Annotated in this window: 12 protein-coding genes; 3 read left to right on the top strand and 9 right to left on the bottom strand. The window is 71.5% G+C overall.

The features are described 5' to 3' along the window. Positions 1-8 precede the first annotated feature (8 nt). The 9 genes from OG407_RS36580 to rimP all read right to left on the bottom strand — a co-directional run bounded on the left by OG407_RS36580 (position 9) and on the right by rimP (position 12,235). Positions 9-968, bottom strand: a complete 960-nt coding sequence (locus OG407_RS36580) for a bifunctional riboflavin kinase/FAD synthetase (protein ID WP_405863869.1) — start codon at positions 966-968, stop codon at positions 9-11. Positions 969-1,139: 171 nt separating this feature from the next. Further along, positions 1,140-4,817: a trypsin-like peptidase domain-containing protein gene (locus tag OG407_RS36575; RefSeq protein ID WP_405863867.1), complete on the bottom strand. Its 3,678-nt coding sequence runs from the start codon at positions 4,815-4,817 to the stop codon at positions 1,140-1,142. A gap of 291 nt (positions 4,818-5,108) precedes the next feature. After that, positions 5,109-6,014, bottom strand: coding sequence for a tRNA pseudouridine(55) synthase TruB (gene truB / locus OG407_RS36570; protein ID WP_405863865.1), 906 nt, complete (start codon positions 6,012-6,014; stop codon positions 5,109-5,111). Continuing rightward, a complete protein-coding gene (gene rbfA / locus OG407_RS36565; RefSeq protein WP_019064766.1) occupies positions 6,011-6,466 on the bottom strand; it encodes a 30S ribosome-binding factor RbfA in 456 nt (151 codons plus the stop codon). Before rbfA ends, truB begins: the two co-directional genes overlap by 4 nt. A gap of 88 nt (positions 6,467-6,554) precedes the next feature. Next, positions 6,555-6,848: a DUF503 domain-containing protein gene (locus OG407_RS36560; protein WP_019064765.1), complete on the bottom strand. Its 294-nt coding sequence runs from the start codon at positions 6,846-6,848 to the stop codon at positions 6,555-6,557. A gap of 136 nt (positions 6,849-6,984) precedes the next feature. Continuing rightward, positions 6,985-10,176, bottom strand: a complete 3,192-nt coding sequence (gene infB, locus OG407_RS36555; RefSeq protein ID WP_405863862.1) for a translation initiation factor IF-2 — start codon at positions 10,174-10,176, stop codon at positions 6,985-6,987. A gap of 146 nt (positions 10,177-10,322) precedes the next feature. Next, complete coding sequence (locus tag OG407_RS36550; protein ID WP_328678218.1) at positions 10,323-10,601, bottom strand: YlxR family protein; 279 nt, start codon at positions 10,599-10,601, stop codon at positions 10,323-10,325. Positions 10,602-10,691: 90 nt separating this feature from the next. After that, a complete protein-coding gene (nusA, locus tag OG407_RS36545; protein WP_033284955.1) occupies positions 10,692-11,690 on the bottom strand; it encodes a transcription termination factor NusA in 999 nt (332 codons plus the stop codon). A gap of 2 nt (positions 11,691-11,692) precedes the next feature. After that, complete coding sequence (gene rimP, locus OG407_RS36540; RefSeq protein WP_405863860.1) at positions 11,693-12,235, bottom strand: ribosome maturation factor RimP; 543 nt, start codon at positions 12,233-12,235, stop codon at positions 11,693-11,695. Between the two features lie 216 nt (positions 12,236-12,451). On the opposite strand from rimP, the gene OG407_RS36535 reads away from it, so the two are divergent. Genes OG407_RS36535 through OG407_RS36525 form a run of 3 tightly spaced genes read left to right on the top strand, consistent with a single transcriptional unit; the run spans position 12,452 to position 14,412 of the window. Continuing rightward, positions 12,452-12,988 carry a hypothetical protein gene (locus tag OG407_RS36535; RefSeq protein ID WP_405863858.1) on the top strand — a complete coding sequence of 179 codons (537 nt, stop codon included), beginning with the start codon at positions 12,452-12,454 and terminating at the stop codon, positions 12,986-12,988. Then, entirely contained in the window at positions 12,985-13,452 is a 468-nt protein-coding gene (locus OG407_RS36530) for a ferritin-like domain-containing protein (RefSeq protein ID WP_405863856.1), read from the top strand. The genes OG407_RS36535 and OG407_RS36530 overlap by 4 nt, the downstream gene beginning before the upstream one ends. A gap of 51 nt (positions 13,453-13,503) precedes the next feature. Next, complete coding sequence (locus OG407_RS36525; RefSeq protein WP_405863854.1) at positions 13,504-14,412, top strand: aminoglycoside phosphotransferase family protein; 909 nt, start codon at positions 13,504-13,506, stop codon at positions 14,410-14,412. The last annotated feature ends 3 nt before the right edge of the window (positions 14,413-14,415 follow it).

Below are 14,415 nucleotides of genomic sequence, written 5' to 3'. Positions count from 1 at the left end.
GAGAACAGCTACCCGGCGTCCGCCGTGTCCGCCGAGATCAGCTCCCGGCATCGCTTCACGTCCTGCGCGATCTGCTCCAGCAGGCCCTCCAGCGAGTCGAACTTCGCCTGGCCGCGCACGAAGGCGAGGAAGTCGACGGCGACATGCAGGCCGTACAGGTCGAGGCCGACGCGGTCGATCGCGTACGCCTCCACCGTGCGCTCGGTGCCGTCGAACTGCGGGTTCGTGCCGACCGAGATCGCGGCCGGCATGGCCTCGCCCTGGACGTGGAGGTAACCGGCGTAGACGCCGTCCGCCGGGATCGCCGTATGGGGCAGGGTCTCGACGTTGGCCGTCGGGAAGCCCATCTCGCGACCGCGCTGGGCGCCGCGCACGACGACGCCCTCCACCCGGTGCGGGCGGCCGAGAATCTCGCGGGCGCCCTCGACGTCGCCCTCGGCGACCAGCCGCCTGGTCAGTGTGGAGGAGAAGGGCTCACCACCGCCCGCCGCACCGCTCACGTAAAGATCCACCACCTCTACCTCGAAGTCGTATGTCTTGCCCTGCTCGATCAGGAAGGCCACATTGCCCGCGGCCTTGTGGCCGAAGCGGAAGTTGGGACCCTCGACGACCGCCTTCGCATGCAGTTTGTCCACCAGGACCTTGACCACGAAGTCGGCCGGGGACAGTTTCGAGAACTCTTTGGTGAACGGCAGGATCAGCACCGCGTCCACCCCCAGCTCGGCCATCAGTTCGGCCCGGCGGTGGTGCGGGGCGAGCAGCGGGGGGTGGCTGCCGGGGCGCACGACCTCGCTGGGGTGCGGGTCGAAGGTGACGACGACCGAGGGAACGCCCAGCTCACGGGCGTGCTCCACGGCATGCCGGATGATCAGCTGGTGCCCGCGGTGGACCCCGTCATAAGAACCGATGGTGACGACACTGCGCCCCCAGTCCTCAGGGATGTCCTCCAAGCCACGCCAGCGCTGCACTGTGACCGCTCCTCATCGAACCCGTGTCCGTATGTAGACCTGATTGTCTTTGACAGTCGAAGAAAGTCCGAGAAAGTCAAAGACCTCATGCGCAGGTCTAAGGGTGCCATGCCAGGCACCTCCGTCCGGCATCGGCCTGGAGGCTGTGACCGGGCGCACGTGCCGAGGCCGCTATGCGGGAACCCCCACTCCGGCCAGGTTCTCGATCATGCGCCGCGTGCCGGGTCCGACCACCGCCGCCCAGTCCTCCGGGGTGTCGGCCAGCCAGCGGGCCATCAGGGCGGCGAAGCCGGGCACGTGGCGGCCCAGGTCGACGAGTCCGCGGTCGAAACGGGTCGCGCCCGCGGGGGTCCGGACGAGCAGCCGGCCGGTGCGGTGGACGAGGTCGCGGATCTCGTCGTCGTCACGGCGGCCTGCCGTGTGCAGGAGTGCGTCCAGCACGGCGGGGTCGTGCTCGTGCGTGAGCAGGAACTCCAGGAGCTCGCGGCGCAGGGGGCGGGAGATCGGGGTGCCGGGGGCGGCGAGCACGGGCGCGAGGGCGATCCGCACCGACGCCGGGCCACCGCTCAGGAGGCCGGTGACCAGGGGGAACAGGAGGACGCCGGCGGTGGGGCCGTGGTCGAGGCAGCGGTCGACGTAGACGCCGAGGTACGCGGCCGTCTCCGGCCACCGTACGGCGGTCTCGCGCACCAGGGCGGCGGCCCGGCGGGCGAGGGCCGGGGTCGTGACGTCGGCGAGCGTACGGACGGCCTCGGTCGCGTGCGGTCCGTGCAGGCGGGCGCGGAAGGCTTCGAGGACTGGTTCGGGGTGCGTGGTCAGGGCGGCGGCCAGGGCGCTCGGCGGGAATTGGGGGTCGCCGGACGCGAAGTGCCGTAGCGCCTGCGGGAGATGGCGGGTGCGGGTGCGCGGATCGCGGACGAGGAGGGCGAGCGCGCCGCCGTGCAGGGTGGAGTCGGCGGGGCGGGCCAGGAGGAACTCGGCCGCGTAGCGCAGGAGTTCACGGTCCGCCTCGGTCCGTACGTGCGGAGCCGCCCGCAGTCCGTACGCCACCGCCGCCACCCTGCGCGCCGGCCGCTCGTCGTGCGCCCACCGGTCCACCGCCCGGCACACGGCCGACGGCTCCTCCTCGGCCAGTACGGCGAGGAGTTCGTCGGCCCGCCCGTGCGCACAGCCGACGAGCACCTCCGTCAGATCGTCCAGCGCCCGCCGCCGATGCGTGTGCAGCAGAGCCTGCGCGGCCGTCGCCACGGTCGCCTCCGGCGTCGCGGGCAACGACCGCTCGTCGTCGAACCACCGGGCCAGCAGCGGCTGTACGACGGCGGGGTCGGCGGCGAGCAACTCGGCGGCGGTGTCCAGGAATCGGGGCGGAGCGGCGCCCTGCGGGGGTCCGTCGGTAAGCACGAGCCTCCGCAGCAACTCGAACCGTTCGGCTTGCGGCAGGCGCAGCGCGGTCCAGAACTCCGGCGCGAACTCCTTTGGTAGGGCCGCCTGTTGCTGCCTCCGCGCCACCAACTGGTCGGCCAGCAGCCGCAATGCGTTGCCGTACGGCGTGGCATCGGGCACCCTTCGCAGCACCTCGGCGAGCAGGTGTGCGGCCCACCAGGAGTCCGGGTCGGCGTTCAGGGCATCCGCCAACTCCTCCAGCCGCGGGGCCAGTTGGTGGGTGCCGTGTTGCCGGGCGAGGAGCAGCAGGGCCTGTACGACGGGGCCGATGCGGTGGTGCGGTACGGGGAGTGGATGCCCGGTTTGCGGGGTCCTGGACCGGTGGACCAGCGCCCGCAGGGCCTCGTCGAGGTCGAGGTGCGTGCCCTGGATCCAGTCGGCCAACTCCTCGTGGGCGAACCGGTATCCGGTCCCGGCCGGCACGAGCAGCCCCTCGGTGAGGACGGCGGACGCCCACCCGCTGCCACCGCCGAGCCGCGCCGGTGCGGGACCCCACGGGAACACCGCCTCGAACGACTCCCGGTCCAACTCCCCCTGCCCCGGGCCGAGACTCCGCCGCGCCGCCTCGTGCACCTGCCCGGACACCTTGGCGGCGAGCCGTCGTACGGCGGTGCCGCGCAGCCCGTTCTCGGCGGCGAGCCGGACCGCGATCCGCAGGCACATGAGGTCGAGGTAGGCGGCGAACACGTCGTCCCGGTCGAGCGGGGCGCCGGGTGCGGCGGGCAGCGCGGCAAGCACCTCGGAGAGGAGCCGCAGGGCGAGGGGATGCCGGGCATCGGCTTCGGCGAGGACACCTTCCGGAACGCCGTACGCCGCGCGGGCTCGGCGGGCTTCGTGCGGGCCGAGGTCTCCAAGGTGAACGCACGCCGGCGGAACGCCCCTGGGGGCTGCGCCCCCAGACCCCCCATCGGCCTGAACGGCCTCGTCCTCAAACGCCGGACGGGCTGAGTTGTGCGGGCCCGCGTCCATGGGCTCGGGTGCTCCGGAATCAAACCCCCCGTACAGCAACTCCCCCGAAAACCCCGCCCCTTCCCAGTACTCCGCCCGACACCCCACCACCAACCGCGCCCCGCTCTCCCGCAACCACTCCCCCGTCCCCCGGGTCCACCCGCCCAGCCGATGCGCGAGCACAGGCGGCATCTCCTCAGGCCCGTCGAGCAGCAGCAGCAAGGGCCGCCCGGCGTCACGGGCAACCCGTGCCAGCCGCTCGGGGCCGACATCGCCGAGGTTGTCGAGGTCACCGGAGTTCCCGGACAGGGCGACCGACGCGGCGACGATCCGTGCCGCCCGCTCCACCGTCCTACGTACCGCATCCGCCACCGACGCATCCCCGTCCCGCAGATCGGCGCCGCGCAGCCACAGCGTGGGAGCCGGTTCCGCACCCCCGTTGCGCCGCGCGGCGAGCGCCGCGAGTTCCGTCGTACGGCCGCTGCCCGGCGCTCCGACGAGGCCCAGCACGGCGGCCGGACTCTCGACGAACGCGGTGAACTCCCGTACCAGCGACGGGCGTTCAACGGGCTCCACCACACACGAACCGTCGCCGTCACGGCCGGGACCGACGAACCCCGCGAGCGCCCCCGGTGGCCCGTCCGAGCCCACCGACGTGGCCGTGAGTTCCAGGACTCCCGCCAGATTGAGGTCGGCGCCGTACGCGGGCACCGTCGCCGAATTCCGTGCGAGGAGGTCGCCCAACGGGCCCTCCGTACCGCCTACTTGGCGTAGTGGCACCGCGAACCCCGTGTCCCGTTGGCCGGACTGCAACGCGGTGCCGAGGACACCGATCACCGCGCCGGTCACCGCGTCGAGGACCGGGCCCCCGGCCGCTCCCCCGCCCAGCCGCAGCGCGTCCCGCCCCGCCGTGCCGATCGCCAACTCCAGGGCGTCGTCGAGGAGATGGAAGCGGTCGGTGGCCGTATACGTCACGGAGGTCGCGCCCAGGAGGCGGGCCTCGCGCCAGCGGTCGGCGGCCACGCGGACGTAGGTGCCGGTCTCGACGCGGTCCCGGACCGTGACGGGGAGCGGGTCGACGCCGAGGCCCTCGGTGCGGACGAGGGCGAGGTCAAGGGCGGGCAGGGGGGTCACCGCGTCGGCGGTCACGAGGCAGGTGCGGTCGCCGGCGGCGTGCAGGACGAGGCGGGGCAGTCCGTCGACCGCTTCGTGGCTGGTGATCACCGTGCCGTGGTGGTCGGCGACGAAGCCGGTGCCGCGCGGGCGCCCGGCGAGGTCACGGATGCGCACCAAGGACTCGTCACCGACAGCGAAGGCGGCACCGGCCCCGTCAGCAGCAGGGGGCGCCGCATCGATCACATCGCCAACAGCGGACGCGGCGCCCCGCGTTGACCGCTCCGCCCGTGCGTCTCCCCGCGTCCGACGGCCGCCGCCCGTCCGCGGGCCACGTCCCGCCATGGTCGAACCTCCCCGCCGTACCCATGCCCTGTGTTCGACGGTAGGCGTGGCGTGATCAGCGGGACAGATCGCGTGGTGAACGCGCCCCCTTCCGCTCCCTCGGTTCACTCCGAGCGCCTGCCCGGACGGGTGAATAGAAGCGGAGGGTTGGATACACCCTAGGGGTGGGGGAACCGAGGGGGGACCGTGGAGCGGCGGGAACGTGGACCCCGTGACCGCCGCTCCACGGGCGGGACTTGAGACCCCGCCCCCGCCCTGCTCTTGTCTTGGGCCCTACCCCCGGAGGGACTCTCAGGCGAAGACCGCGAGGCTCTTCGCCTTGCCCTTCTGTTCTTCCACCAGCGCCAGGAAACGGCCCTCGGGGTCGAAGACACCGACCGCGCCGACGCCCGTGTACTCCTCGGGGATGTCCAGGCGGACGCCGTTGAGCAGCAGCTTCGCCCGCCTGCTGTCCACGGACCAGCGCGGGAACGCGGCCTCGGCCGCCTCGGCGATCGGCATCACGGTCAGCTCCTCCTGGAGCTGGTCCAGGGTCCTCGCCGTGTCCAGCTTGTACGGGCCGACGCGGGTGCGGCGGAGAGCGGTCAGGTGACCGCCCACGCCGAGGTCCTCGCCCAGGTCGCGGGCCAGGGCCCTGATGTACGTGCCGGACGAGCAGACCACCGAGACCACCAGGTCCAGGACGGGGGTGCCGTCCTCGGCGACGGCGTCCCGGACGTCGTAGACCGCGAAGGAGGAGATGGTGACGGGGCGGGCGGGGATCTCGAAGTCCTCGCCGTCGCGGGCCCGTTTGTACGAGCGGACGCCCTTGATCTTGATGGCGCTGACCTTGGACGGGACCTGCATGATCTGGCCGCTGAGCTTGGCGATCCCGGCGTCGACGGCGTCCCGGGTGACCTTCGAGGCGTCTGTCGACCCCGTGATCTCGCCCTCCGCGTCGTCGGTCAGGGTGCTCTGGCCCAGGCGGATCGTGCCCAGGTACTCCTTCTCCGTGAGGGCGAGATGTCCCAGGAGCTTGGTCGCCTTCTCGACTCCCAGGACGAGTACGCCCGTTGCCATGGGGTCGAGGGTGCCTGCGTGCCCGACGCGGCGGGTGCGGGCGATGCCGCGCATCTTGGCGACCACGTCGTGCGAGGTGAAGCCCGACGGCTTGTCCACGATGACAAGGCCGTCGGGCGTCGGGGTTTTCTCGGTCATTCGGCGGTGTCGTCCTCGTCGTCGTCCTCGTCGTCCGGCTTCTTGTACGGGTCCGCGTCACCGGCGTACGCGGCGCCCGCCGAGACCTCGCGTACCTTCTCGTCGGACTGCCGTGCCTTGTCGAGGAGGTCCTCGATGGTCTTGGCGGTGTCCGGGAGGGCGTCCGCGACGAAGGTGAGGGTCGGCGTGAACTTCACGCCCGCCGCGGCGCCCACCGCGGAACGGAGCACGCCCTTGGCGCTCTCCAGTCCGGCAGCCGCCTCGGCCCGCGCCTCGTCGTCCCCGTACACCGTGTAGAAGACGGTCGCCTCCCGCAGGTCACCCGTCACCCGGGTGTCCGTGATGGTGACGTGCGTGCCGAGCCGCGGATCCTTGATCCCGCGCTGCAGCTTCTTGGCCACCACCTCTCGGATGAGGTCCGCCAGCCTCTTGGCACGCGCGTTGTCGGCCACTGGTCCGTCTCCTTAGTAACTACGTCTTGCTGCAACTACGTCTTGCCGCTTGCTTCGGTCTTCGTCCGGCTTCGGTCTTCGTCCGGCTTCAGTCTTCGTCGCTGTGGAGTCTGCGTCGAACGGAGAGCAGTTCCACCTCGGGCCGCGCGGCGACGAGTCGCTCGCAGCGGTCCAGTACGTCGGTGAGGTGTCCCGTGTCCCCGGAGACCACCGCGAGCCCGATCTCGGCCCTGCGATGGAGGTCCTGACTGCCCGTCTCGGCCGCACTCACCGCGTACTTGCGCTGGAGTTCGGCCACGATCGGACGGACGAGAGAGCGTTTCTCCTTCAGCGAGTGGACGTCGCCGAGGAGCAGGTCGAAGGACAGAGTCCCCACATACATGTGTGTCCGGATGTCCCGCCGGTTCGGGGTATGGGCGCCGGTCTCGGACGCCGATACAGGAACCGTACACGCAACGGCCGGGGCCGATCGACGGAAATTCTCTCCGCCGACCGGCCCCGATCGCGTGCTGTGTCGATCAGCCGCGAGGCTTCTCGCGCATCTCGTACGTCGCGATGACGTCGTCGACCTTGATGTCGTTGAAGTTGCCGAGGTTGATACCGCCCTCGAACCCTTCGCGGATCTCGGTGACGTCGTCCTTGAAGCGACGCAGACCGGAGATGTTGAGGCTCTCCGCGATGACCTTGCCGTCGCGGACGAGGCGCGCCTTGGTGTTGCGCTTGACCTCTCCGGAGCGGACCAGGACACCGGCGATGTTGCCCAGCTTGGACGACTTGAAGACCTCGCGGATCTCCGCCGTGCCGAGCTCGACCTCCTCGTACTCCGGCTTGAGCATGCCCTTCAGGGCCGCCTCGATCTCCTCGATGGCCTGGTAGATCACCGAGTAGTACCGGACGTCGACGCCCTCGCGCTCCGCCATCTGCGCCGCGCGGCCCGCAGCGCGGACGTTGAAGCCGATGACGATCGCGTCGGAGCCGGTCGCCAGGTCGATGTCCGACTCGGTGACCGCACCCACGCCGCGGTGCAGGACGCGGATGTCGACCTCTTCGCCGACGTCGAGCTGGAGCAGCGAGGACTCGAGAGCCTCCACCGAACCGGACGCGTCGCCCTTGATGATGAGGTTGAGTTCCTGCACCAGACCGGCCTTGAGGGCCTCGTCCAGGTTCTCCAGGGAGAACCGGACACCACGCCGGGCGAAGTTGGCGTTGCGCTCGCGCGCCGCCCGCTTCTCGGCGATCTGACGTGCCGTGCGGTCCTCGTCGACGACGAGGAAGTTGTCGCCGGCGCCCGGGACGTTGGTGAGTCCGAGGACGAGGACCGGGGTCGAGGGACCCGCCTCTTCCACGTTGTCGCCCTTGTCGTCGAGCATCGCGCGGACACGGCCGTACGCGTCGCCGACCACCATGGTGTCGCCGACCCGCAGGGTGCCGCGCTGGACCAGGACGGTCGCGACGGCGCCGCGGCCCTTGTCCAGGTGGGACTCGATCGCGATGCCCTGCGCGTCCTGCTCCGGGTTGGCCCGCAGGTCGAGCGAGGCGTCCGCGGTCAGGATCACGGCCTCCAGCAGGCTCTCGATGTTGAGGCCCTGCTTGGCGGAGATGTCGACGAACATCGTGTCGCCGCCGTACTCCTCGGCCACCAGACCGAACTCGGTGAGCTGACCGCGCACCTTGGTCGGGTCGGCGCCCTCGACGTCGATCTTGTTGACCGCGACCACGATCGGCACACCGGCCGCCTTGGCGTGGTTCAACGCCTCGATCGTCTGGGGCATCACACCGTCGTTGGCCGCCACCACGAGGATCGCGATGTCGGTCGACTTGGCACCACGGGCACGCATGGCGGTGAACGCCTCGTGGCCCGGGGTGTCGATGAAGGTGATGCGACGCTCTTCTTCGTTGACGACGGTCGCGACCTGGTAGGCACCGATGTGCTGGGTGATGCCACCGGCCTCGCCCGCGACGACGTTCGTCTTGCGGATGGTGTCGAGGAGGCGGGTCTTACCGTGGTCGACGTGACCCATGACGGTCACGACCGGCGGGCGGACCACCAGGTCCTCCTCGTCGCCCTCGTCCTCGCCGAACTCGATGTCGAAGGACTCCAGGAGCTCGCGGTCCTCCTCCTCCGGGCTGACGATCTCCAGGACGAAGTTCATCTCGTCCGCGAGGAGCTTCAGCGTCTCGTCGGAGACGGACTGCGTGGCAGTGACCATCTCGCCGAGGTTCATCATCACGCCGACGAGCGACGCCGGGTTGGCGTTGATCTTCTCGGCGAAGTCGGTGAGGGACGCACCGCGCGACAGACGGACGGACTGTCCGTTGCCACGAGGCAGCATCACACCGCCGACCGACGGGGCCTGCATGGCCTCGTACTCCTGGCGCCTCTGCCGCTTCGACTTGCGACCGCGACGCGCGGGACCACCGGGACGACCGAAGGCACCCTGTGTGCCACCGCGGCCACCCGGACCACCGGGACGGCCACCGAAGCCGGGACGGCCACCGCCGCCACCGGCGGGAGCACCCGGACGGCCGGCGAAACCGCCGCCACCGCCACCGGGACCCGCGGGACGACCGGCGAAACCGCCACCGCCGCCACCCGGACGACCGGCGAAGCCGCCGCCGCCACCGGGACGACCGCCGCCACCGCCACCGGGACCACCGGGACGACCGCCACCGGCACCGGGACCACGGCCACCGGGGCCGCCACCGGGACGGGGGCTACCCGCAGCGGGACGCTGCGGCATCATGCCGGGGTTCGGACGGTTGCCACCGGGGCCACCGCCGGGACGCGGAGCGCCGCCCTGCGGGCGGGGCATGCCGCCCGGGCTCGGACGAGCGCCGCCGGGAGCACCCGGACGGGCACCGCCCGAAGCGCCCTGGGGACGGGGACCGCCCTGACCGGCACCCTGCGGACGCGGAGCGCCACCGGGAGCACCGGGACGGTCCGAACCGCCGGGACGCGGAGCACCGCCGGGACGAGGGGCCCCGGGACGCGCCATGCCGGTGGAACCACCGGAGGTGAACGGGTTGTTGCCCGGACGGGGACCGGCCGGACGAGCACCGGGACGCGCGCCCTGACCGGCCGGACGCGGTGCGCCGGGACGGTCGCCACGGTCACTGCGCTCGGGACGGTCGCCACGACCCTGACCACCCTGGCCGGGACCGGCCGGACGGGCACCGCCCGGACGGGGAGCCTGGCTGGCCGGACGCGGGGCGCCCGGACGCGGGGCAGAACTGGAACCGCCGTTGGAGGCAGGGGCGGCGGGTGCCGCCGGAGCCGCCGGAGGGGCGGTGAACTCGGGCGTGGTCGGCGCCGGCGAGGCCGGAGCCGGACGCGGCGCGGGCCGCGGACCCGGACGGGGACCACCGGCGGAGACCGGTGTGGCGGGCGCGGCCGGGGCTGCGGGAGCCGCGGGGGCGCTCTCGGCGACGGCCGGCTTCGGGGCCGGCGGACGCGGGGCGGCAGGACCCGGACGGGCACCCTGCGCCGGAGAGGGGGCACCCGGACGAGCCGGGGCAGCATTACGTGCGGGGGCGGGCTTGCCGCCTCCGCTGCCCTGCTGAAGGGCGTCTGTCAGCTTGCGTACAACGGGCGCCTCGATCGTCGAGGACGCCGAACGGACGAATTCACCGAGTTCTTGGAGCTTGGCCATGACGACCTTGCTCTCCACCCCGAACTCCTTGGCGAGTTCGTATACCCGGACCTTAGCCACTTCGCTCCTTTTAGGTCCGGGTGCGTCCGGACCGTCGCTACTTCATGGGCGTACTCATCGCGTGCTCATCGAGTGCTCATCGCAATCTCGACCTACTTCCAACTCGCGGAATACCGGGCCGCACGGAGGTTCCGTACGACTCGCTCTTACTGTGTCGCCTGCTCGACGTAGAGACGCAACGCCTTTGTGTCGAGCGTTCCCTGGGCACGCAGCGCCCGTGGGAACGCCCGGCGGCGTACCGCCAGGTCGAGACAGACCAGGGCGGGGTGCAGATACGCGCCCCGGCCGGGCAGCGTACCGCGATGATCGGGAGCGCATTCGCCCTCGACCGCCACGATGCGCAGCAGTTCCTTCTTGGCCGCTCGCTCCCGGCACCCCACACAGGTGCGTTCAGGGCATGCGCGGGCTCGCGTCCGGCCAGACACCGCTAAGTCTACCTCCCCGCACCGACCTCACCCCTTCGGGGGAAGAATCGAACGGTTGTTGTCGTGATCTAAGCCACTCGCGGCCGAGATCTATTCCCCTGCCTGGTCGGACGGCTGTTCGGTGTCCGGACGGATGTCGATGCGCCACCCGGTCAGCCGGGCCGCGAGCCGGGCATTCTGCCCTTCCTTGCCGATCGCCAGGGACAGCTGGTAGTCCGGCACCGTCACGCGCGCGGAGCGGGCCGCGAGGTCCACCACCTCGACCTTGGAGACCCGCGCCGGGGAGAGCGCGTTGGCGACCATCTCGGCCGGGTCGTCCGACCAGTCGACGATGTCGATCTTCTCGCCGCTCAGCTCGCCCATCACCGCGCGCACCCGGCCGCCCATGGGGCCGATGCAGGCGCCCTTGGCGTTCAGGCCGCTGCGGGTGGAGCGGACGGCGATCTTCGTACGGTGGCCGGCCTCGCGCGCGATGGCGGCGATCTCCACCGACCCGTCGGCGATCTCCGGCACCTCCATGGCGAACAGTTTCTTCACCAGATTGGGATGCGTGCGGGACAGCGTCACGGACGGACCGCGCACGCCCTTCGCCACCCGGACGACGTACGACCGAAGGCGCATGCCGTGCGGGTACGTCTCGCCGGGGACCTGCTCCTGCACCGGCAGGATGGCCTCCAGCTTGCCGATGTCGACGAGCACGTTCTTCGGGTCGCGGCCCTGCTGGACGACTCCGGTGACGATGTCGCCCTCGCGGCCCGCGTACTCGCCGAGCGTCGCGTCGTCCTGCGCGTCCCGCAGGCGCTGCAGGATGACCTGCTTGGCGGTGGTGGCGGCGATCCGGCCGAAGTCGGACGGGGTGTCGTCGAACTCGCGCGCCTCCTGCCCCTCCTCCAGGTCCTCGGGGTCCTCCTTCGCCCACACGGTCACATGACCGGTCTCCCGGTCGAGCTTCACGCGCGCGTGGCGGCGGCTTCCCTCGGTGCGGTGGTAGGCGATGAGGAGCGCCGACTCGATCGCCTCGACCAGCAGGTCGAAGGAGATCTCCTTCTCCCGCACCAAGCCCCGCAGGGCACTCATGTCGATGTCCACGGCTACGCCTCCTCTGCGTTCTCTTCGTTGTCTGTGGTGTCCGTGACGTCTTCGACGTCGTCGTTCTTGCTCTTGCGGTTGAACTCGACCTGGACGCGGGCCTTGACGACGTCCGCGAAGGCGAGCCGCCTGGCGGTGGGCTTGCGCCCCTTCACACCGGGCACTTCCACGTCGATGCCGTCGTCGTCCACGGTGATGATCCGGGCGACCAGCTCACCGCTCTCGGCCAGCTGGAACTTCACCAGCCGGTCGGTGGCGCGTACGTAGTGACGGTGTTCGGTGAGTTCGCGCTCGGCACCGGGCGTCCCGACTTCCAGGGTGTACTCGCCCGCGCCCATCGCGTCGGTCTCGTCGAGCTTCGCCGAGAGCGCGCGGCTCACATCGGCGATCTGGTCCAGATCGGCACCGGTGTCCGAATCGACGACCACGCGCAGCACCCGCTTGCGGCCCACTGAGTCCACCGCGACCTCTTCGAGATCGAGTCCCTGGGAGCCGACGAGCGGTTCCAGCAGTTCTCGCAGCCTCTCGCTCTGGGTCGTGCTCATCCGGGTGACTCCTCGGCCGCGTGTGCTGTTGTGGGTAGGGCGCGTGTCTGGTCAAAGGGTATCCGGTCCCAGGGTGTGTTGCCGTCCACCTGCGGATGGACCGGTGCCGGTGACTGCCGTCAGGCATACGCGCGGGTACCGTGATCACGGGCGTGCCGCCCTTCCCGTCTTTTCGCCCGCCTTTTCGTTCGTACGAGCCCCCGAGGACGATCTGCCGTGCCGTTCCCCCCACCTCCGCGCACCCTTCCGGGACCGCGTAGAAGGAGCCTGCTCGCCTCGGCCGCCGGAGCCGCCCTCCTGGTGGGCTGCTCCACCGACGGGGACGGCTCCGGGACCACGGGCGGCAGCGAGTCCGCCGCCGAACACGCACGCGCGCGTGCGGCCACCGACAGCGAGACCCTCCTCCAGCGCTACGACGCGGTACTCGCCGCGCACCCGACGCTGGCGGACCGCCTGGACCCGCTGCGCGCGGAGGTCGTACGCCACGCGGCGGCCTTCGGAGCCGGAAGCAGCCGCGGTGGCTCTACGGCCTCTTCCTCGCCGTCGCCGTCGGCATCGGCGTCCGCGTCGTCCGCCCCCGTCGCGGCGACCCCTGGCGACGCCCTGGCCGATCTGGCCACCGCCGAGCGGGCCCTCGCCGACCGGCGGGCCAGGGCGCTGCTCGATCTTCCCGGCGAACTGGCCCGGCTGCTGGCCTCGGTGGCCGCCGCGGGGGCCGCGCACGCGTATCTGCTGACGGAGGGTGCCAAGTGAACAGCGAGGAGAAGGCCGCGGAACTGACCGCGCTGCAGGCCGCGTTGGCCGCCGAGCACGCTGCGGTGTACGGCTACGGCGTCGTCGGCGGCCGTATCCGCGAGGGCCGGCGCCAGGAGGCCAAGACGGCCTACGACGCGCACCGCGCCCGGCGTGACGCGCTGGTGCGCGAGGTGCGGGACCTGGGCGGCAAGCCCGTGGCCGCGTCCGCCGCGTACGCGCTGCCGTTCCCGGTACCGGACTCGGCGGCGGCCGTCCAGCTCGCCGCGGAGCTGGAGGACCGCGTGGCCGGGGTCTACTCCGACCTCGTGCGGGCCTCGACGGACGGGGTACGCGGTACGGCCACGGAGGCGCTGCGGGAAGCGGCGGTCCGCGCGGTGCGCTGGCGCGGCGGGAGCGTACCCTTCCCTGGTCTCGCCGAGCGGGCCGCGACCCCTACGGCCTCGGCGACACCCACGGCGTGATCCGCACCGGGACGCAAGACCGCAGGACCGTAGGAAGGGAACAACTCGCGCATGGCTTTCGAACCGCCGCGGCGTCTGGTGAGGGCGCTCGGGGAGACGGCACCGAGCGGTGACGACTGGTTGGAGAAGCTGCCCGAGGTGGCTCAACAGGCCGTTGATCTACGCGAGTTGACTGTGGAGCGGGTGCAGGTTCCCGGCGGGCGCAGCAGTCTGGTTGTGCTGGTACGGCGGGCTGACGGGACCCCGGCCGTGCTGAAGCTGGCCCCGCGTCGGGCCCGCCCGGAGAGCGAGCGGGCCGCGCTTGCCAGGTGGGGCGGACTGGGTGCCGTGCAGCTGGTCGAGCCGTTCGCCGCCGAGGGTGTGCTGGTGCTGGAGCGGTTGCATCCTGATGTGTCGGTGCGGTCGTTGCCGGAGGCGAAGGCCCTGCTGGAAGCGGCGGGGACGTTGCGGCGGTTGTGGGTGGAGCCGCCCGGTGATCATGCGTTTGAGACGGTGGCCGAGCGGACGGGGCGGCAGGCTCGGGTCATGCGGGACAGCGGCGGCGGCAGCAGCGGTGGGGCGGAGGTTGCCTCGTTGGTCTCGGCGGCGTTGGAGGCCCGGGAGGCCTTGTTGGCTGCGCCGCCTGAGGTTCGGTTGCTGCACGGGACGTTTCGGCAGAGCAAGGTGCTTGCGGCTGAGCGGGTGCCGTGGCTTGCCGTGGGGCCGGATCCGGTCGTGGGTGAGTGTGCGTTCGATCTGGCTCGGTTGGTTCGCGATCGGGTGGAGGATCTGATCGCCACGCCCTCGGGGGCGTCCACAACTCGGCGGCGGATTAAGCGACTTGCCGAGTCGTTGGATGTGGATCAGGAGCGGTTGCGGGGGTGGACGTTGTTTCGGGCGGTTGAGTCTGGAGTGCGGGCGCTTCGGGTGGGGCGGCCCCGGGATGCTGAGTTGTTGCTGGAATTTGCTGGGTGGCTATAGGTC

Source organism: Streptomyces sp. NBC_01515 (assembly GCF_045040345.1).
Classification (GTDB): Bacteria; Actinomycetota; Actinomycetes; order Streptomycetales; family Streptomycetaceae; genus Streptomyces.
Note: the sequence above shows the minus strand (reverse complement) of the source record. Positions and strands in the feature narration are given on the sequence as shown.

Bases quoted from the DNA above. Each gene is read 5' to 3' on its own strand.
- OG407_RS36575 (WP_405863867.1), bottom strand. From the start codon at position 4,817: ATGGCGGGACGTGGCCCGCGGACGGGCGGCGGCCGTCGGACGCGGGGA.
- truB (WP_405863865.1), bottom strand. From the start codon at position 6,014: ATGACCGAGAAAACCCCGACGCCCGACGGCCTTGTCATCGTGGACAAG.
- OG407_RS36560 (WP_019064765.1), bottom strand. From the start codon at position 6,848: ATGTATGTGGGGACTCTGTCCTTCGACCTGCTCCTCGGCGACGTCCAC.
- rimP (WP_405863860.1), bottom strand. From the start codon at position 12,235: ATGAGCACGACCCAGAGCGAGAGGCTGCGAGAACTGCTGGAACCGCTC.
- OG407_RS36525 (WP_405863854.1), top strand. From the start codon at position 13,504: ATGGCTTTCGAACCGCCGCGGCGTCTGGTGAGGGCGCTCGGGGAGACG.